An 18,555-nucleotide genomic window follows, 5' to 3' on the forward strand; every position below is an offset into this window, starting at 1 on the left:
CATGGAACAACCGGTGACACATTCGCAAACACAGGTGCTGACACACACCGACCATCAGCAGCATCCCATCAAGCTTTATCTCGTCGTCTGGGGATTGCTGTTTTTTCTGAGTGTCTGCTCCTACATGGTCGACTATCTCGGGTTCCAGCACTATCTGCGCTGGGGCCTGATCCTGCTTTTCATGATTTTGAAAGCCGGATTGATCGTCGCCATCTTCATGCATATGGCATGGGAACGACTGGCCCTCGTCTATGCCGTGATACTTCCACCGATATTGGTGCTTGTCTTTGTCGCCCTGATGACATCGGAAGCGCACTACACCTTGTTCACACGCATGACGTTCTTTGGCACTGCCCAATAGAACACGGTTTGCGTGGGTGCATCGCGCTTCACGATGCCTCGAGAAAACTTACCGGCGGACCGGACGTTTCTTCACCTCTGCGAGGATGGGCTGGGGTTCCACCACCTTGCGGTAGAGGTGCCAAGTGGCATGGCCGAGCACCGGTATAATGATCGCCAGACCAACAAAGAGCGTCAAAAAGCCGACCACCAGCAATGCCGCAACGATCAATCCCCACAATGCCATCGTCACCGGATTGGCAGCGACTGCCTTTATCGAGGTCACAACAGCGGCGAATGCGCCGACATCCCGGTCAAGCAGGAGCGGGAACGTCACGACGCTTGTGCACAGCACAACTACGGCAAAGACAAAGCCGATCGTATTACCAAGAAGGATCATTCGCTGGCCTTCCGGCGTGTTGAAAACCTGATCGAGGAATGCGCGCACGGAGACCGGTGCTTCGGAACCGAAAAGGCTGGTGTAGAGAGACTGAGCCGTCAGCAGCCAGGCGATGAAAATTGCAAACAGCATGACGCCGACGGCAATGATGGACGGAATGGCAGGCGAACGCCGGACCTCGAATGCGTGACGCCAGGACGTATCGAGATTGAGTTCGCGCCGGCGGCTGATCTCGTAGAGACCCAAAGCGGCAAGAGGACCGATCAGCGCAAAGCCGGACATCAGCGGAAAGACAAGTGGTAACGTGTTGGCGCCCGAGGACCACCGCATGAGGACCACACCGACAATCGGATAGATCAAGCAGAGAAAAACATAATGGGATGGTTTGTCCCAAAAATCATCCAACCCCTCGCGGAGAGCCGCAATGATATCGGATACGCCAATTCGGCGAACATGGGGGTAGACAGGGACCTCGTTTGCACCAGCAATCACATGAAATTGCGCCATGACCAGTTCTCCCAATTCAGTTATGGGCGGCAACGATATACCGATATGCCTTGCATTGGCGGGGCTACCGGATCGAACCTGAACCCTTGTCCAATATACGCCCTCCAACCTCGTTTTGCCAGAGTCCGATCTTTGCGCGGTCCGGCCACGACAGATGATAGACGCGGATAACCGGAGCGGCTGGGACACCCCGGTTATCCGGCGAACGTGGATGCTTACTTGGCGGCGGCTGCCTGTTCGATGAGAGCAGCGACGGCTTCAGGCTTGGAAACATAGACGGCATGGCTGCCGACCGTTTCGACGACGGTGGCATTCGCGCGCTTGGCCATCATGCGCTGGGCTGGCGGCGGGATCATGTGATCGTCCGAGGCAACCAGGTAGAAGCTCGGCTTGCTCTTCCAGGCCGGTTCGGTCACGGCACCGGCAAGGGCTTCGACACCCCAGGGAACCTGCGAGTCAGCCATGAATGCAGCCGTTCCCGCATCAACGTCGGCAGCGAAGGCGGCGGCAAACTTGGCCTTGTCAAGGAACAGATAGCCGTCAACGGGCGGCAGGATCGGCGGCACGGGAGCGCCAGCAGGCGGATTGGCGATCAGGGACGAGACGGACTCGCCTTTGTCGGGTGCAAACGCTGCGATATAAACGACAGCCTTCACCTTTTCATCCGTACCGGCTTCGCTGACAACGACGCCGCCATAGGAATGGCCGACCAGGATTACGGGACCGTCCTGCTGCGCGATGATCCGCTTGGTCACAGCCACGTCATCGGCCAGCGAGGTGGTCGGATTCTGCACGATGCTGACGGTGTAACCATCCTTTTTCAGGATGTTGTAGACGCCCTGCCAACCGGAGCCATCAACGAAGCCACCGTGGACAAGGACGATGTTCTTGGCACCGGTAGGTGCGGCGTGAACGGGGTTCAAAGCAGTTGCGGCCATGGCGAGGGTGGCGGCTGCGGTCAGGATCTTGCTCATGTGCGTATCTCCTTTTGTTTAGTTCGCAATAATCATTATCGCGATAATTAATACATAATCGACAATCCAAACCTTGTAAAGCATTTTCTTTATCGCGATATCATTATTGTGATAAAGGTTATAAACACATTCGAATCAAGGAGACGACAATGGACAACGCCCCCACCCTGCCGCTTGACAGTCAGCTCTGCTTTTCAATCTATTCGGCGTCGATCGCCATCCACCGGGTCTACAAGCCGATGCTCGATGAGCTTGGAGTTACCTATACGCAGTATCTTGTCCTGAGCACCCTGTGGGAACACGACGGCCTGACCATCAGCGCCATTGGCGATCGGCTGGCGCTGGAGCCAAGCACGATCACGCCCGCCGTCAAGCGGCTGGAAAGCGCCGGCTTTCTCGCACGCCGCCGCAGCGTTACCGATGAGCGTCAGGTTGAGGTGCATCTCAGCCCCAAAGGCACTGAGCTTCACGCCAGGACAGGTTGCCTCACGGAGACACTGTTGCGCCGCTCCGGCTTCACCATACCGGAGATGATCGATCTCAACCGCAAGGTCCAGTTGTTGCGCGACGGAATGACAAAGGCATCGGTCTAATGGCCGCATCCGTTGAACGGGAGTGGCTGGATTGTCCACGAGTTGATCAACTCGGTTGACGCCGGTAATGCCACAAACACTGCGGCATCACCGGGAATCCGCCGATTCTACAATGAGAGTTCACGCCGCAATGCTTCGAGCCATTCCATCGCAATCACTCCGTCGTGAATCGTCGGAGCAGCTGTCGAAGCGCCGCCAAGCGCCGATACGACGTCGGCGAGGATTGCGTGATAACCTTTCGGATCCTCGTTCGCTGCTGCGGTGAAATTTGGCTTCCATGTCAGCGTATCCAGGTCGTCGGCGAGCGTCGCGTGGGGATCATCGACCTTGAATGGAGGATTGCGGTTCCAGCGCACCTCGATCACATCATCCACCTCCAGCCGCTGATGATCACTCATCAGTTCGATGCGTTCGACCGGTGTGCCACGCGACTGGATCGTCCCCATCGCAATATTGCCGATGGCTCCGCATTCAAACTCGAAACCCACGTGAAAGAGTACCCTGCCCGGCGTCTTTTCCACCTTCCGTGCGGAAATCGTTCGTATCGGCGACACGAGGAACGATACCAGATCCATGTAGTGCACGCAGTGATGCAAGAAGAAGCCGGTGTAGTCGACATTCCCGGTGAAATAGCCCGGGGCTGTCATGTAATACCCCGTAAGGCCGAGTACAGGCCCGAAACGTCCGGATTGGATGATGTTGTGGGCAATCTTGTTGCCGACGGAATAGCGCTTCATGAAGCCGACCAGCAGCGGCTTTCCGGAGCGTTCGGACGCTGCACGCAATTCACGCGCGCCCTGCGCCGTGCCTGAGGGCGGCTTTTCCATGAACACAGGCAATCCTCGCTCGAGCGCCATTTTGCCGAAGTGCAGGTGCTGCTCCGGCCCCACAGCCATGCCGACGGCATCAATCCCGGACGCACGGATCAACTCCTCGGCATCGCTGGTCAGGCGGGACACGCCGAATTGCCGCCCTGCATCCGCCAGGCGTTTGCCATCGATATCGCACAGCGCAACGATCTCGACATCGTGGCGAACAAGTTGCGGAAGAAGCATCTGGGTTGCGTGAATACCGCAACCGATCCAGCCGATTTTCAATGTCATCGCCGATATTCCGTCAGTGTGAGGTGGGATTTGATAAAGGCCGCACTCGCCGCCAGACGCTCGCTTTCATCCTCATGGGGCGGGCGCCACTGTGCGAAAGGAACGCCGAAACGGTCGTCATTGCGCCGGAACGGTTCCAACGAAACCGGCCCGTTGTAACCGATCTCATGCAGCGCCCGACCGACGGAAACCCAGTCTGTCGATCCGGTCCCCGGAAACCCGCGATGGTTTTCGTTCGCCTGGAAATGCACGAGGTATGCTCCGCCCAGCCGGATGGCTTCGGCAATCGAGGCTTCTTCCATGTGCATATGGAAGGTATCGAGCATCAGCTTGATGGCTGGATGATCGACCGCTTCAAGAAGTTCGATGGCCTGTTGTGTCGTGCACAGCACATCGCTTTCAAACCGGTTGAGCGGTTCAATCGCAAGCAGGACACCTGCACTTGCAGCATGGTTGCCCGCTTCCACCAGACCTTTGACACAGCGCTCCTTACGCGCCAGCCGCTCATCTTCCGGCACCGGCAGAGGAGCGCGTCCGGCAAAGACCAGCGGATTGCCTGTCAACGGCCCGCCGACCACGCGCGCACCAAGCGCTGCCGCGCAGTCTGCTGTGTAGCGCAGATAATCGATCCCGGCGCGATGCGCCTTCTGATCGTCTGACGAGAGGTTACGCTGAAGATTGACGCGCGCTGCAAGCACGACATCGAGCCCTGCATCGTCCAGTGCACGCCTGGCCTCGGCAAGATCGATTTCGCCTGGTTCAGGTACGAGCAATTCGACGAAGTCGAAGCCGAGGTCGCGCATCTTCTTGAACAGGGGAAAATGCGCGGCGGTAAACGGCCTTGCATATTGCATGGAGATCAATCCGATGGGATTCATCATAGGTCCTCTTTGATAAGCTTGGGTCATCCCTTCACCGCACCTTGGGTAAGGCCACCGATGAGACGGCGTTGGACGAGAAGGAAAAGGAGGGTGGCAGGCAGCGCACCGACAACGCCTCCTGCGGCAAGCAGACCCCACTCGATCTGGTACTCACCGATCAGGGTCTGGATCGCTACGGTAACCGGTCGGACATTGCGGCCTCCCAGCGTCAACGCGTAGAGGTACTCGTTCCAGGCGGTGATGAAGATGTAGATACCGGTCGAAATGATGCCGGGCATCGCAAGGGGCAGAACGATGCGCCGCAGGGCCTGCAGCCGCGAACAGCCATCGATCATGGCCGCCTCGTCGAGGCTGCGCGGAATGGCACCGACATAGCTGGTCAGCATCCAGACGGCAAAGGGAATGGCAACCGTCGAATTGGCAAGGATCAGCCCGATATGGGTATCGAGAATACCGATCTTCCGCATGAGGACGAAGAGCGGCAAAATCAGGAGCACGATCGGGAACATGTTGACCAGCAGGAACTGCAGCATGATCAGCTTGCGTCCGGCAAACCGGAAGCGCGACAGTGCATAGGCTGCGGTAACCGAAACGATGAGCCCGAGGACAACGGTGCCGCCGGCGATGATCAGGCTGTCCAGCATGTTGTGAAGAAACGAGGTTTGCCGGAGAAGCCGGGCATAATTGTCGATGCTCCATCCTGATGGTGACAAGGATACACCGGACGCAGACAGCTGCGCGGTCGGCGTCAGCGAGGTGAGGATCATCCAGACAAATGGCCCGATGGCGAGAAGGATGATCAGGACAACAGGAATGTCCGTTGTGAGAATGCGCCGGAGTGTCGAGGGCTTGTTCATCTTTCCACCTCGCGCAGTGTACGGACGATATAGACCGCAACGATCGCCCCGAGCAGAAGCGTGAACGTCACGGCGATCGCGGTCCCGTAACCGAAGTCGAGATTTTGACGCGCCTTGATGAAGGCGTAGAGCGGCAGTGTGTGCGTTGCATAGCCCGGGCCGCCGCCGGTCATTACAAAAATCACGTCCATGGAATTGGCAACCCAGATGATGCGCAGCAATCCTGCGGTTGCGAGCACAGGCGCAATTCCCGGCAGCGTTATGTGGACGAACTGCCGCCAAGGGCTGGCGCCGTCGATAGAGGCGGCTTCATACTGACTTTGCGGAATGCCTTGCAGGCCAGCCAGGATCATCACTGCGAAAAACGGAAAACCCTGCCAGGTCAGCGTCGCGATTACCGCATAGAGCGCGAGGTGGGGATCGGCGAGCCATGGCACCGTCGAATGAATGATGGAGAGATAGAGCAGGATATCGTTGAGCACCCCTGTGGTCGGGTCATAAATCCAGCGCCACATCAAAGCGATGACCACACTTGGCAATGCCCAGGGAATGATGACCAGCGCCCGCGCCAGGCCACGCCAGGGAAATTCACGGTTGAGCAGAAGTGCCGTGACAAGACCAAGCCCCATCTGCAACGGGACCGTCAGACCGATCCAGATTGCCGTGTGGCCAAGCGACGTCCAGAACACCGGATCACGCAGAAGCTTGACATAGTTGCCAAAACCAACGAAGCGATTGGCGTTCGGCTTCCACAAGATGACGTCATAGAAGCTGGTTACAACCGCCTGGAACATCGGAAAAAACACGATGAACAATGTCACCAGCACAGCAGGCGCCAGCAAAGCATAGGGCATCAGCCTGCTGCGGAGCGGGCGCGCCTGCGTGAAATCGTCCGGTGCGGATGGTGCGAGTGTGGACATGGGCTGACTTTCTGGCGGTGCCAATGACGGGAACCTGCACGCGCTATTGCGCGAACAGATTCTCGAGTTGCTCCATCATCTGCTGCGACGTGATCTGGCCGGTCAGCGCCTGCTGCATTGACGTCTGCCACGCGGTGTTGACGAACTCTGCCGTCGCAGTGCTCTGCGGCAAGACGTGTGCAAAGGGCAAGGACTGGACCGTGGCGTCAACAAACCGGCGTTCGTGCAGGGTCCAATGTTCAGCTCCGCTCTTGGTCACGGTCATCTGCCCGGTTGCCTTGTTGAAGGCCACATTGTTCTCAGCTTCCGCCAGGAAGGAAATCCACTTCCACGCAGCGTCCTTTACCTGTGACGATGAAAAGATCGCCAGGGATTCGTCGCCATAGGAGGTCCACTGCTTGCCGCCGCATTTGGGGACAGGAACTGCGGAGACCTTGTCACCAAGCGCTTTAACCAGGTCATTCGACGAGCCGATATGGTGAATGGTCATGGCCGTCTTGCCGGCCTTGAACGCCGCGACAATTTCCTGGAAGCCGTCATTGGGGGCCGATTGCGGGATGACCTTGTCCTTTTGGAACAGATCGATCAGCCACTGGTTGGCGGCAATAGCCGCTGGCGTGGTCAAACCACCCGGTTTGAGTTCCGCCCCTTGCGAAAAGACAAATGCTCCCCACTGATCCCAGCCGCCCTTGCCGCCACGCAGGCCAAAGCCATAGGTGTCAGGTGCCTTGGTCAGCTTTTGCGCTGCCGTGCGAAACTCCTCGCAGGTGGCGGGTGGATTGAGGTTCGCGTCCTTGAACAGATCGGCACGATAATAGAGATAAAGCACGACATACTGGATTGGCAGATAATATTGCTGTCCGTCCGGCCCCTTGTTCAACTCCAGCAGATTGTCCAGCAGGTCGGCTTTGCCCGGCCATGCATTGATACGGTCGCCGAGCGGCTCAAGCGCACCCATTTCCGCCAGTCTTGGCTGCGCGAAAAGCTTGACCATTCCGGCGTCCGGCGCGTTGCCGCCAACCAGCGACGTGTAGAGATTATCGTAATAACTGTTCCATGGAACGTTCTCAGCGTCGATCTTGATATCCGGGTTCTTGGCCTGGAACTTCGCCACAAGATCCGACATCGGATTTTCCGGATTGTCGAAATGATACCAGAATCGTACCGTTTCAGCCGCGTTGGCCGTGCTGATCGCCAAGCCGGTCAGGAATGCGCAGCTGATACCCAGCTTCTTGAGAATGCTCATTGTTTCCTCCACGTTTATTATGCATTTATCGATTGCCGCTGATCATTCCCCGGGCAGCTTCACCAGCCGACTTAAGCGCCTCTCGCGCTGCCGCCAGCTCGTTGGTGTTTTGCAGAAAACCATGCGTGACCCCCGGCACCACTGACAGGGGATCATCGCGGCCGACCGCCTTCAGCCGTTCGGCTAGACGAAGCGTATCGGACAGCAACGGGTCGACCCCGGCAGCCATGAGATAGAGCGACGGCAGGGTACGCAGCGCGTCATCATCGGCCTGAAGCGGAGCAGCCAATGGATTGCGCCGCGCCTGATGATCCGCGCAGTACCAGTCCCAGTAACGCTGCATTTTGCCAAGCGTCAGCCCCGGACCATCGGCAAAACGCCGATAGGACTCCGTATTGAAATCAGCATCAAACGTGCCGTAAAACAACAGTGCGCCAGATGGCAGCGACCGTCCCATCTTCTGTTCGTGCATGATCGCCGCGAGCGCCAGATTTGCACCGGCTGAATCCCCTGAGATGATCAGCGGCCCAGCCGATACGCCTGCCGGAGATGTTGCAGTGAAAGCAGCACGCAGGCAGGCGATAACATCGTGCAGACCCGCAGGAAACGGATATTCCGGGGCAAGACGGTAATCAGGAACCAGCACGGGCATCCTGGTCTCATTGGCAAGAACGCGGGCACATCGTTCATGCGTCTCGGAGCTGCAAAAGGCAAAGCCGCCACCATGAACGAACATGACAGCTCCAGCACCCGCCCCGTGCGGCACCAGAACGCGCAGACGGCAGGCCGAGGAGCCAAGCTCTGCGTCAGCGGCAATAACGACTTCCGTTGCCCCGGCAAGCGGCGGCAGATCGACGTTGTTCCGCTCATTCGCGCGTTCGGATTGCGCCCTGCCCTCGGCGGGCGTCAGCAATGTAGGATCGGATTGCGGTCCCAACACGCGTTCCGCGCGAAGCAGCACCTCACGCATATCCGCCGAAAGCTCATCGCTGAAACCGGGCGTGATGCTCATTGATCCGCGTCCGGGAATACGGTTGGCCCGAAGTCGACGATTGTCACGATATGGTGACGCAACGTCTCCGTTGCGGCAGAAACATCGCCCTCCTCGATGGCTTCTATTATGACGCGATGCCGCAACGCTGTGGCCATAAGATCGCGCGAACCGATACTTCTGGATATCTTGAACCGGTGATTGTGAACGAGGCAGCGATGAAGGATCGGATCGAGCGCCGGAAGATCGGCATCACGAAAGATTCTGCGATGAAAATCCCGGTCAAATGCCGCCAATTGCAGCTCGTCATCGACCTTCGCCGCGTCGACCATATCGTTTGCGATTTCGTTCAGGTCGGCGATCAGCGTGCGGCTCTTGTGGCGCAGAACCCGGATGATGCCGTTGCACTCGATCTGCTGCCTCACCCGGAACATCTCGACCGCTTCATCGACGGTGCAGGCTGACACCAGCGTACCGCGGTGCCCCTGACGCCGCACAAGCCCCTCTTCCTGCAATTGCAACAGCGCTTCCCGAACCTTGCCCTGGCTGCACTGGAAGCGGGCAGCAAGGTCGAGCTCCGTCAGCGGCTCTCCGGCACGCAATTCACCAAGCATGATATCGCGCTTGAGAGAGTCGAACACGGCGGATGCCTTGGAGACGGCCGGATTGCGCGACGGACGGATTGGCTGCGAAGCGATGGGGTCGGACACTGCTGGCTCTCCTGTCAAGTTGCGGACTGCACAAATTATCATTATTGATATTGATATCGATAATGGAAGTCAATAACGTATCGGCAGAGGAGGAACAACACATGACGGCGATCAGTCTGAAGCAGATCAAAAAGCTCTATGGCACGGTTCCCGTGATCCACGGTGTCGACATTGAGATTGCGAGCGGCGAATTTCTGGTTCTCGTTGGTCCATCCGGTTGCGGAAAATCCACCCTGCTACGCATGATCGCCGGACTGGAGGAAATCAGTTCAGGCGAATTGAAGATTGGTGACACGACGGTTAACACCCTGCCGCCGTCGGATCGTGACATAGCCATGGTCTTTCAGGATTACGCGCTCTATCCGCATATGAGCGTTGAGGAGAACATGGCATTTGGACTGAAGATGCGCAGTGAACCCGCCACCGAAATTGACAAGCGCGTCGCAGGCGCGGCGGACATCCTCAAACTCCAGGATTATCTCGAACGGCGTCCAGCACAACTTTCGGGCGGACAGCGTCAGCGTGTCGCCATGGGGCGCGCCATCGTCCGCCGGCCAAAGGCCTTCCTGTTTGACGAGCCGCTATCGAACCTTGACGCGGCGCTGCGCGTCGAGATGCGGCTGGAGATCGCCAAGCTGCATCGCCGGATGCAGGCGACGACGGTCTATGTCACGCACGATCAGGTCGAAGCGATGACATTGGCGGATCGGATCGTGGTGATGAACGCCGGTCATATCGAGCAGATCGGCCAGCCGCTCGACCTTTATCGCAAACCGGCAAGCCTGTTCGTTGCGCGCTTCATCGGCAGCCCGACGATGAATACCTTCCCTGCCCAGGTCATCAAATCCGGCGGTAACCATCTGGTCGTGCAGTTGCCGGCAGGCAAGGCCTCGATCGAGGTCCCGAACAGATCATATGAAACAGCAAAAATGGTTACCTTCGGCATCCGGCCGGAAGATCTTGCGATCTGCGACGCCGCGGAAGCATGGTTCAGCGGCGAACTGGTGGTGGTCGAACGGCTTGGGAGCCAGACCTTCGGTTACCTCGATGCCGGAACGGAGAAATTGATCACCGTCGAATTTCCGAGAACCGCGGACATTCGCGTCGGCGAGCGGATCTCCATCAAGGGTGATGGTTCCCACATCCATCTGTTCGACATCGACAGAGGAAAGCGGATCAATTGACAGGCTGGCGACCCACACTTACTGCGCTTAACAGGGGATGAGGTTCGGGCCAACAATATGGCCCTTGAACCCTGCTTGGGAATCAGCAAAGAATCATAGCCGCACTGTATTGAACAGCCCCGTTTCTGCGGCCTGTATTCATATAATCAAATGGTTTGGAAAACACTGTGAGCAGCAACGCATTCAAGCGGGCGGCGAGTCATTCGGATTCGTTGGCGCACGCAAATGCAGCGGGGTGGGGTCAAGGCTTCTCCACCCTTGTCCGAATTACGCATATGACGCTTCGCCATCCCTGGCAGACGACATTTGCCATCGGAGCCACCGTGATTGCGGCCAGTCTCCAGCTGATGATCCCCAAGCTGCTGGGGCGTGCCATCGACGAGACCCAAACGGCCATGGCTGGAGGAACCGCTGGCACGATTGCGCAGGATGCCCTGCTCGTGACGGCTTTCGTCCTTTTGGCAGTCAGCATTCTGCGCGGCGTCTTCACCATGATTCAGAACTACTATAGCGAAGCCGTGGGCCACCATATGGGTTACGAGTTGCGCCTGGCCTGTTATGAGAAAATCCAGCGGCTCAGTTTCAGTTTTCATGACAGCGTTCACTCAGGCGATCTCATCACGGTCGGCATGCTCGATCTCGAGGGGGTGCGCATGTATTTCTCCACGGCGCTGATACGCACAGTTCTCCTGTCCATTCTGATCGGCATCGGCGCCTATATGCTCTTGTCGACGGATTTCACTTTGGGGCTTGTTGCGTTGAGTTTTGTACCCTTCGTCGCATGGCGCTCGTCGGTTACACAGTTGCGCTTGCGGGCGACATGGCTCGATCTGCAAGAGCGTTTGTCCGTGCTCACAAGGGTCATGGAGGAAAATCTCGGCGGCATTCGCGTGGTGCGCGCATTTGCGGCAAAGGATCATGAGCTGGCAAAGTTTGACAAGGCTTCGCAAACCGCACTCGATCTTGCCCACGAACGTGTCGGCATCCGTGTCAGAAACACCAGCGCCATGACGCTTTCCTTTTTTGCCGCCATGGGCCTCGTGCTGTGGGTTGGTGGCAACAAGGTCGTTGCAGGTGAAATCACCGTGGGAACGCTGACATCGTTCCTGACATTCATGACGATCCTGCAGATGCCCGTGCGCCAGCTTGGCCTGATGGTCAACTCCTATGCCCGTGCCTCCACATGCGGAACACGCATCTTTGCGCTGCTCGACCTTGATGTCGCGATCAAGGACCCGGTAAATGCCAGGGAGCTTGCCATATCGGATGGGCTGTTGCGTTTTGAAGATGTTGGCTTCTCCTATCCGCAGCTCAGCAACCGGCCGGTGTTGCAGCATCTGAGTTTCGAAGCCCGGCGCGGTGAAACCGTTGGCATTGTCGGCAAGCCAGGCAGCGGAAAGAGCACGTTGGCGCACCTCATTCCACGCTTTTATGATGCGACCAGCGGCAGGATCACCATCGACGGACAGGATATTCGCAGCGTGACGCTGGAATCGCTGCGCAGTGCGGTCGCGGTCATTCAGCAAGATGCATTTCTGTTCACGACGACTATCGAGAACAACATCGCCTATGGTGATCCATGGGCGGAAGAGCCGAGAATCGAACGGGCGAGCGAGTCCGCGCAGCTGCATAATTACGTCCTCGGTCTGCCCATGGGCTATGGCACAATCGTCGGTGAACGCGGCGTTTCATTGTCGGGGGGACAGCGGCAGCGCCTTTCGATCGCGCGCACCCTCATGCTCAAGCCGGCGGTCATGGTGTTCGATGATTCAACGGCCGCAATCGATGCCGGTACGGAACAGCGCATCCGCATCGCCATGCGCCGCTACGCCAAGGACCGGGTGACAATCGTTGTGGCGCACCGCCTGAGTTCGTTGATGCATGCCGATCAGATTCTGTTCATCGAGGATGGCCAGATCGTTGAACGCGGAACCCATGAAAGCCTGCTCGCAGCAGGCGGCCGCTACAAAGCACTTTACGATTTGCAGGTTCGCCCCGGTGACGGTCTCGCCGCGATGGAAAAAACGGAGATGGGATCGTGAGCGACGAGAATGAGACGGAGCGCAACGACGTTCGTGACGATGGACGCCGCCCGCCCCGCGCCGTTGTGGGATCGCACCGGATCGAAGAGGAAATGTTCGGCAAGGTTTTCGATGGCAACATCATCAGACGGATCTGGGCGTTCGTGGCACCTTACAAGATGCAGATGCTCATTGCTGTTGGCGCAGTGCTGACGTTTACAGCCACGCAATTGATGATCCCGCTCATCATTCGCTACGCTATCGACCATGGCATTGCGCCAGGCGGCAATCACGCCGCACTTGCCTATGCGATCATTGCATTTGCTCTGGCGATACTTGTCAATTTCGTTGCCAGCTATATCCAGGAAACGGTGGTGGGACGTGTCGCGGAAGACGTCCTGTTTGACATTCGCCGGGCGATGTTCTCGCATCTCCAGCGTGTTTCGCTTTCCTTTATGGACAAGACGGAGGTTGGACGGCTGATGTCGCGGCTACAGGGCGACGTGAACTCGATGCAGGAGTTTCTTGAAACCTCCGTCCTGTCGGTTGGCGATATCACCCTGCTCTTCGGCATTGTCTTCGTCATGCTGTATCTGGATTTTCGCCTCGGTCTTTTGACCCTTGCCGTGCTTCCCATTTTGTTCGTCGTGCGCATTTTCTGGCTGCCCCGCGCCCGGATCGCCTTCATGGCTGCGCATGAAACCAATTCCGTTACCAACGGTGCTCTGGCTGAAACCATCCACGGCGTGCGCGCCGTTCAAAGTATGGGACGCCAGAGGGTCAATTTCATGCTCTACAATGACAAAGCCCATGCCAATCTGATGACGCATCTCAGAGCAGCAAAGTACGCTCAGGTCATGGTGCCGATCGTGGATTCGCTCACCGGCGTCGCCATGGCACTCGTCATCGTCGTCGGCGGCGCACGGGTGCTCAATCAGGCGCTCGACGTGGGTGTCATGGTCGCGTTCCTGTTTTATATCCAGCGCTTCTTCGATCCGATCCGTTCACTGACCCTGCAATATTCGGTGATGCAGCGCGCAATGGCGTCTGGACAGCGGCTGACCGAAGTTCTGGACGTACCGATCAGCATCACCGACGCTCCGGATGCGCGCGTTCTGACGCCGGACACCGATGGATCGGTCGAGTTCCGCAACGTCGTTTTCGGCTATAATCCGAAGCATCCGGTACTGAAAAATGTCAGCTTCAAGGTCAACCCGGGCGAGACCGTGGCGCTTGTTGGCCCCACCGGTTCCGGCAAGTCGAGCGCGATGGCGCTCATTCACCGCTTCTATGATGTCCAGCAGGGACAGGTTCTCGTGGGTGGCCACGACGTGCGGAATCTGACCCAGGATTCCCTCGGTCAGCAGATCGCAATGGTCCTGCAGGAGCCATTTCTGTTCACCGGAACGGTTTTCGAAAATATCCGCTATCACAAGGACAGCGCTTCACTCGACGATGTCATCGAGGCGGCCAAGGCTGTCGGCGCACATGAGTTCATCATGAATCTTGCCGAGGGATACCAGACTGAACTGGGCGAGCGTGGTGGAAATCTTTCGCTTGGCCAGCGCCAGCTGATCAGCTTTGCCCGCGCACTGGTCGCCGATGCCAAGATCCTCGTTCTTGACGAGGCCACGGCAAATATCGACAGCTACACCGAGATGCTCATTCAGAAAGCCCTCGTCAAACTGCTGGAGAACCGCACCGGGCTTGTGATCGCCCACCGCCTTGCCACCATTCGCGAAGCCGATCGCATCATCGTCCTGCAAAATGGACAGATGATCGAGATGGGAGACCATGAGGCCCTTATGGAGAATGGCAAACTCTATGCGCAGCTCTACAATCTCAACTATTCATCCTTCGACGATATTCCAGCCGTCGAACCCGAATGGGGCCAGGCCAAGGATTCCGGCACGTAGCGAATTCACCGCAGATGGGAGTGCCGGCAACACCTATTTCGCCGGCGCCCGTTTGCGGACAGTTCGAGCCTGCGGAACAGGTTTGTCCGGTGACGGTTCCAGGCGCGGCTTGCCGGTGAGCTTCCCCTCGACAAAGGTGAGATAAACGGAGCCGCTCCAACCGTCAGGAACGATCCTCGGGAGTGCCAACGGTTCCAGATGGAGCATCCCGGCAGCCGGGGCATCAAACAAGGCGGCGAGTTTCGAGCCGATAGGCGAACCGATGCCCGTACAGGGGTCGGGACCAATGCGTGCCCGGTAATAGCCATTGTCACCCACAGTGATATCGTTGAAGCACATATGGTTCAGCCAGAGTTTGGGTGTGATAAAACCAAGTTTTCGGCCAAAAGCGGCAAACAGGCCTGCATAGAGAGGTGCCACCGCGCTGGTGCCGCCGACGACCATCGTCTGCCCGTGCACGCAAATCTCATAGCCATTGCGCGGATCGGCATGCGCCGCAACATCAGGCACCATCCGGCCCGGCCCGTGCGGCGCACCGGCCTCCCACGGTTGCGGCGCAAACAATGTCGAGAAGCCGCCGCCCGTCCCATTGCCGTCCGGATTGCCCGGATCTTCATTCCAGACCACTTCACCTGCAGCCGATTTGGAGGTTCCACCGCAGCCAATCACATTCGGGCAGGACGCAGGCATGTCGACATTGGCCGGACTGCTGCCACCATCACTTGAATTATTGTCGCCAGCCGCAGCGAAAATCACCATGCCAGCAGTTGTCGCCGCCTGCGCGGCAGCTTGCATCTGGCTAACCAGGTCCTGGCTGGTGCCCTGTCCGGCCTTGACCCAAAGTGCCTCATCGGCACCCCAGGAAAGCGAGCAGACATCGCAGCCATCGGCTGCCGCCGCCCGCACCGCCGCTGCAATTCCACTGGGTTGAGGCGACGCCCAGTAAACCCGGATCGAAGCGGGCCGGCCGGTTGCCGCATAATAGGACGCGGCCGCGATTTGAATGTCGAGTGCAACCTCGACATCGGCATCACCAGACCGGCCATTGTTCCTATTGGGATTGTTCCCGGCACCGGCAACCGGCACATCAACGATCTGAGGCACAGGCTGCCCCAGCGCTGCAAAATACGCGTCCATGTCGCTCGCCACCCAGCCGCCGCCGAGCTCAACAATGGCAATCACACCGCCGCCGAGAAGGCTTTGCGGCCAGTCATAGGCCTTGCAAAGATCAGGAACGCCCCAGCTTGCCGGTACCGCCTGGCCACGGCCTGTCTTCTGCGCCTCGACAGGATCCCGAAGTTTGAAATAAGGCCTGCAAATGGCAGACTGTTCGCTGCGCAGCGCCCGGGCAATGAAACGGGCCCTTGTGCTGTCGTAGAAAACACTGAGATCAGCTTTCAACGCGGTCCGGGACTCGCCATCAAGATAAATCATGTGCCCCGACGGATAGTTGCGAATAGTCAGATTGGCGCGCACCGACGGATTGGTGAGCGGCATATCCGCCAACGTCAGCGCGGTCTGGAAGAATGGCGTGACGGAATCATAATAGCCATTGGCGGAAAACACCTTGAGGCTGGGATTGAGAGCCATCACTGCCGCCAGATCGCCGGCCGTGTAGAGAACCGGGTTGCCATTGGCATCCTTGCCGCCTCTCTGAGCGCCCGTTGGATCGATGTGGCCGAAATCCCAATTTTGAAATGCCTGATCGTTGAGATCGGCGAAGGGTGACAGAGCCGTGAACTTCAACTCATCGTTCAGATAGGTATTCCACATGGCGGTATAGACGCCGCTCACGGCGGTCATCGTCGGGTCATTGCCGCCGGAATTAGGGTCAATCTGGCCGGCAATTCCCGTATCGATGGCAGTCACCCTTCCATCATAGGCCCCAAGCGCCAGCCCCCGATCCTGCAGGAGGGTCGTCAGGAAGAGAAGATTGGCACCATTGTTCGCCTCGACATTCAAGCTCCAGGACGTGAGGACGACGGGCGAAATGCCGAGATAATCACTCAGTGTCTGCAATGTCGCCGCGTCAAACTTGGGAAAATCCGTCAAAGCCTTTGCATAAGGGCCCTGCGCGAAGGCCTTCACCGTATCCATGAAGGCAGGCAGCGGCGGCCGCACCCCCACATTGACTTTATTATGATACCAGGCGTCTGCCGCCAATGTCGGCAACAGTCCAACCGGATTGCCGGTTTGCGTATAATCGAGGATCGACGACTGCAGCGTCAGGCCGTTGATATCGACACCGTCTTCATGCAGCATCCATGCCAATACACAGGTGCGGGGCGTGCCATAGGATTCGCCAAAGAGGAATTTGGGTGAATTCCATCGATCAAAGGCGGTCAAATAACGCTTGATGAATTGGGCAATCGAGCGCGCGTCCTGATCGACGCCCCAAAAATCCCGGTTCCGGTTCGGCGCAATTGCGCTTGAATAGCCGGTGCCAACGGGATTGATGAACACCAGATCGCTGCGATCCAGCAGACTGTCCGGATTGTCTTCAATGGTGTAGGGAGCGGGCGGCGTAAAATCGGGCATACTGGTCTTGATACGCCGCGGCGCAAACGACCCGAGCAACAGGAACACCGACGAGGACCCCGGCCCGCCATTGTAGAAAAACGTGACCGGGCGCGTCGACGGATCGACGCCATCAGCGGCAAAACTGACGTAGAAGAACGCCGCTGCCGGCTGTGCACTGGATGGATTAACGGTAACCAGATGGCCGGCACGCGCTGTATAGGGAATTGGCTTGCCGCCAATCACGGCCACGTGGTGAGTAACCGCAGCATTCTCTGCCGCACTTGCAACGGAATCATCAGGCCCTGCGCCGTAAGGCGTGGTATCGAGAACGGGTTGGTCTGAGGGGGATTCTTCAACAGATGAAACCTCGGTCATGGATCACACTCCGATACTAGGTAACATTTTCTCTGCTGCCATGATCCTAGACCTCAAGCTTTGCCCTGTAAATCAGATAGGCGCCGCTTTGAGGCGACGCCTATCTTGATCCGGCACCAACCCCGAAGAGCCGATGGCACCGCGTGCCCTGGATTTGCGGGAGGGTGAGCGGTGCTTCTGCCACCGCCCTGTAGAAACGGCCTAGATCAATCCCTCCAGCCGGACATAACTCGCTTCCATGCCGTGCTCCATGCCGCTTGCCAGCATCATCGATCGCGTTTCAGCGTCAGGCAAGGTCATACGCATGGTCATCAGCGTACCGGATCCGTCCGGATCGAACCGCGTTTCCACATGGTTGTCTGGCGTCGTGTGTGGAAGATGCATCCGCTCGATATGAACAATGCGGCTATAAGGCTCCAATTCCAGATATTCGCCTGTCAGATAAAAGCCACTGCCGTCAGGGCCTTTCCATTCAAATCGGATCTTCCCGCCAGGGCGCGCCTCGTTGGTGCAGACGGGCATTGTCCATCCGTCCGGCCCAAGCATCCATCTTTGAATCAGCGTTGGCTCTATGTGTGCACGGTAAACGGCTTGAGGCGGCGCATTGAAATGCCTCGTCACCACAACATGCAGATCGCCCTCGGTCTTGATCGTTAGTTTGCTCATTTCAATTCCTCTCCATTCTCAACCATGTCTGCCAGGACTCCATCGAGCCTGTCGTAGTTCTGAGCCAGCGCATCCCTTAGCATCGCAAGCCATCGATCGACGGTTTCGATCCCGGCGCTCGATAACCGGCACGGCCGCTTCGTGCCTTGAATCCGCCGGACAATCAGCCCGGCATTTTCGAGCACCTTCAAATGCCGAGAAATTGCTGGCTGGGTCATCGCGAAGGGTTCAGCCAACTGCATCACCGTCTCCTCACCATGCGCCAGGCGCGCAAGAATTGCCCGGCGTGTGGGGTCGGCCAGCGCTAAAAATGCAGCATCGAGATTTGTCGCGTCAGTTGAAATGTTCATAA

At 57.9% G+C, this 18,555-nt stretch carries 17 protein-coding genes; 5 read left to right on the top strand and 12 right to left on the bottom strand.

Annotation, left to right across the window (positions count from 1 at the left end; translation table 11 throughout):
* Position 1 precedes the first annotated feature (1 nt).
* Positions 2-361 (top strand): cytochrome C oxidase subunit IV family protein, encoded by a 360-nt coding sequence (locus ACP7B1_RS13175; RefSeq protein ID WP_346308314.1) that lies wholly within the window; start codon positions 2-4, stop codon positions 359-361.
* A gap of 48 nt (positions 362-409) precedes the next feature.
* Here the strand turns inward: ACP7B1_RS13175 and ACP7B1_RS13180 are convergent, their stop codons facing one another.
* Positions 410-1,246: a DUF2189 domain-containing protein gene (locus tag ACP7B1_RS13180; RefSeq protein ID WP_346308313.1), complete on the bottom strand. Its 837-nt coding sequence runs from the start codon at positions 1,244-1,246 to the stop codon at positions 410-412.
* Between the two features lie 215 nt (positions 1,247-1,461).
* Entirely contained in the window at positions 1,462-2,220 is a 759-nt protein-coding gene (locus ACP7B1_RS13185; RefSeq protein WP_426136959.1) for an alpha/beta hydrolase, read from the bottom strand.
* A 149-nt stretch (positions 2,221-2,369) separates the two neighbouring features.
* Between ACP7B1_RS13185 and ACP7B1_RS13190 the strand changes: the two genes are divergently transcribed.
* Complete coding sequence (locus ACP7B1_RS13190; protein ID WP_346308312.1) at positions 2,370-2,813, top strand: MarR family transcriptional regulator; 444 nt, start codon at positions 2,370-2,372, stop codon at positions 2,811-2,813.
* Between the two features lie 107 nt (positions 2,814-2,920).
* Here the strand turns inward: ACP7B1_RS13190 and ACP7B1_RS13195 are convergent, their stop codons facing one another.
* The 7 genes from ACP7B1_RS13195 to ACP7B1_RS13225 are packed head-to-tail and all read right to left on the bottom strand — an operon-like array spanning position 2,921 to position 9,521.
* Complete coding sequence (locus tag ACP7B1_RS13195; RefSeq protein WP_426136960.1) at positions 2,921-3,916, bottom strand: Gfo/Idh/MocA family protein; 996 nt, start codon at positions 3,914-3,916, stop codon at positions 2,921-2,923.
* The gene (locus tag ACP7B1_RS13200; protein WP_346308137.1) at positions 3,913-4,794 is read right to left on the bottom strand and encodes a sugar phosphate isomerase/epimerase family protein; all 882 of its coding nucleotides are present in this window, start codon (positions 4,792-4,794) and stop codon (positions 3,913-3,915) included. The genes ACP7B1_RS13195 and ACP7B1_RS13200 overlap by 4 nt, the downstream gene beginning before the upstream one ends.
* 26 nt (positions 4,795-4,820) lie before the next feature.
* On the bottom strand, positions 4,821-5,654 hold the full coding sequence (locus ACP7B1_RS13205; RefSeq protein ID WP_346308085.1) for a carbohydrate ABC transporter permease: 834 nt from the start codon (positions 5,652-5,654) through the stop codon (positions 4,821-4,823).
* Complete coding sequence (locus tag ACP7B1_RS13210) at positions 5,651-6,574, bottom strand: carbohydrate ABC transporter permease (protein ID WP_223614399.1); 924 nt, start codon at positions 6,572-6,574, stop codon at positions 5,651-5,653. The genes ACP7B1_RS13205 and ACP7B1_RS13210 overlap by 4 nt, the downstream gene beginning before the upstream one ends.
* A gap of 43 nt (positions 6,575-6,617) precedes the next feature.
* Positions 6,618-7,820 carry a sugar ABC transporter substrate-binding protein gene (locus tag ACP7B1_RS13215; protein WP_346308086.1) on the bottom strand — a complete coding sequence of 401 codons (1,203 nt, stop codon included), beginning with the start codon at positions 7,818-7,820 and terminating at the stop codon, positions 6,618-6,620.
* A gap of 25 nt (positions 7,821-7,845) precedes the next feature.
* Positions 7,846-8,832, bottom strand: a complete 987-nt coding sequence (locus ACP7B1_RS13220) for an alpha/beta hydrolase (RefSeq protein ID WP_346308087.1) — start codon at positions 8,830-8,832, stop codon at positions 7,846-7,848.
* Positions 8,829-9,521 (bottom strand): GntR family transcriptional regulator, encoded by a 693-nt coding sequence (locus tag ACP7B1_RS13225; protein ID WP_346308088.1) that lies wholly within the window; start codon positions 9,519-9,521, stop codon positions 8,829-8,831. Before ACP7B1_RS13225 ends, ACP7B1_RS13220 begins: the two co-directional genes overlap by 4 nt.
* Positions 9,522-9,622: 101 nt before the next feature.
* On the opposite strand from ACP7B1_RS13225, the gene ACP7B1_RS13230 reads away from it, so the two are divergent.
* The 3 genes from ACP7B1_RS13230 (at position 9,623) to ACP7B1_RS13240 (ending at position 14,642) form a co-directional block, all read left to right on the top strand.
* On the top strand, positions 9,623-10,705 hold the full coding sequence (locus ACP7B1_RS13230) for a sn-glycerol-3-phosphate ABC transporter ATP-binding protein UgpC (RefSeq protein ID WP_346308089.1): 1,083 nt from the start codon (positions 9,623-9,625) through the stop codon (positions 10,703-10,705).
* Between the two features lie 167 nt (positions 10,706-10,872).
* Positions 10,873-12,747, top strand: a complete 1,875-nt coding sequence (locus tag ACP7B1_RS13235) for an ABC transporter ATP-binding protein (protein ID WP_346308090.1) — start codon at positions 10,873-10,875, stop codon at positions 12,745-12,747.
* Positions 12,744-14,642 (top strand): ABC transporter ATP-binding protein, encoded by a 1,899-nt coding sequence (locus ACP7B1_RS13240; RefSeq protein WP_403183108.1) that lies wholly within the window; start codon positions 12,744-12,746, stop codon positions 14,640-14,642. Before ACP7B1_RS13235 ends, ACP7B1_RS13240 begins: the two co-directional genes overlap by 4 nt.
* A gap of 33 nt (positions 14,643-14,675) precedes the next feature.
* On the opposite strand, the gene ACP7B1_RS13245 is transcribed toward ACP7B1_RS13240, so the two are convergent.
* The 3 genes from ACP7B1_RS13245 to ACP7B1_RS13255 all read right to left on the bottom strand — a co-directional run bounded on the left by ACP7B1_RS13245 (position 14,676) and on the right by ACP7B1_RS13255 (position 18,553).
* The gene (locus ACP7B1_RS13245; RefSeq protein ID WP_426136961.1) at positions 14,676-17,537 is read right to left on the bottom strand and encodes a S10 family serine carboxypeptidase-like protein; all 2,862 of its coding nucleotides are present in this window, start codon (positions 17,535-17,537) and stop codon (positions 14,676-14,678) included.
* Positions 17,538-17,738: 201 nt separating this feature from the next.
* Positions 17,739-18,203 (bottom strand): SRPBCC domain-containing protein, encoded by a 465-nt coding sequence (locus ACP7B1_RS13250; protein WP_346308093.1) that lies wholly within the window; start codon positions 18,201-18,203, stop codon positions 17,739-17,741.
* A complete protein-coding gene (locus ACP7B1_RS13255; protein ID WP_346308094.1) occupies positions 18,200-18,553 on the bottom strand; it encodes an ArsR/SmtB family transcription factor in 354 nt (117 codons plus the stop codon). The genes ACP7B1_RS13250 and ACP7B1_RS13255 overlap by 4 nt, the downstream gene beginning before the upstream one ends.
* Positions 18,554-18,555 lie beyond the last annotated feature (2 nt).

The sequence above is a fragment of the Phyllobacterium sp. SL163 genome (assembly GCF_049896885.1).
Lineage (GTDB): Bacteria > Pseudomonadota > Alphaproteobacteria > Rhizobiales > Rhizobiaceae > Phyllobacterium > Phyllobacterium calauticae.

Excerpts from the sequence above, each read along its gene's own strand:
- ACP7B1_RS13175 (WP_346308314.1), top strand. The coding sequence starts at position 2 with ATGGAACAACCGGTGACACATTCGCAAACACAGGTGCTGACACACACC.
- ACP7B1_RS13180 (WP_346308313.1), bottom strand. The coding sequence starts at position 1,246 with ATGGCGCAATTTCATGTGATTGCTGGTGCAAACGAGGTCCCTGTCTAC.
- ACP7B1_RS13185 (WP_426136959.1), bottom strand. The coding sequence starts at position 2,220 with ATGAGCAAGATCCTGACCGCAGCCGCCACCCTCGCCATGGCCGCAACT.
- ACP7B1_RS13190 (WP_346308312.1), top strand. The coding sequence starts at position 2,370 with ATGGACAACGCCCCCACCCTGCCGCTTGACAGTCAGCTCTGCTTTTCA.
- ACP7B1_RS13195 (WP_426136960.1), bottom strand. The coding sequence starts at position 3,916 with ATGACATTGAAAATCGGCTGGATCGGTTGCGGTATTCACGCAACCCAG.
- ACP7B1_RS13200 (WP_346308137.1), bottom strand. The coding sequence starts at position 4,794 with ATGAATCCCATCGGATTGATCTCCATGCAATATGCAAGGCCGTTTACC.
- ACP7B1_RS13205 (WP_346308085.1), bottom strand. The coding sequence starts at position 5,654 with ATGAACAAGCCCTCGACACTCCGGCGCATTCTCACAACGGACATTCCT.
- ACP7B1_RS13210 (WP_223614399.1), bottom strand. The coding sequence starts at position 6,574 with ATGTCCACACTCGCACCATCCGCACCGGACGATTTCACGCAGGCGCGC.
- ACP7B1_RS13215 (WP_346308086.1), bottom strand. The coding sequence starts at position 7,820 with ATGAGCATTCTCAAGAAGCTGGGTATCAGCTGCGCATTCCTGACCGGC.
- ACP7B1_RS13220 (WP_346308087.1), bottom strand. The coding sequence starts at position 8,832 with ATGAGCATCACGCCCGGTTTCAGCGATGAGCTTTCGGCGGATATGCGT.
- ACP7B1_RS13230 (WP_346308089.1), top strand. The coding sequence starts at position 9,623 with ATGACGGCGATCAGTCTGAAGCAGATCAAAAAGCTCTATGGCACGGTT.
- ACP7B1_RS13245 (WP_426136961.1), bottom strand. The coding sequence starts at position 17,537 with ATGACCGAGGTTTCATCTGTTGAAGAATCCCCCTCAGACCAACCCGTT.
- ACP7B1_RS13250 (WP_346308093.1), bottom strand. The coding sequence starts at position 18,203 with ATGAGCAAACTAACGATCAAGACCGAGGGCGATCTGCATGTTGTGGTG.
- ACP7B1_RS13255 (WP_346308094.1), bottom strand. The coding sequence starts at position 18,553 with ATGAACATTTCAACTGACGCGACAAATCTCGATGCTGCATTTTTAGCG.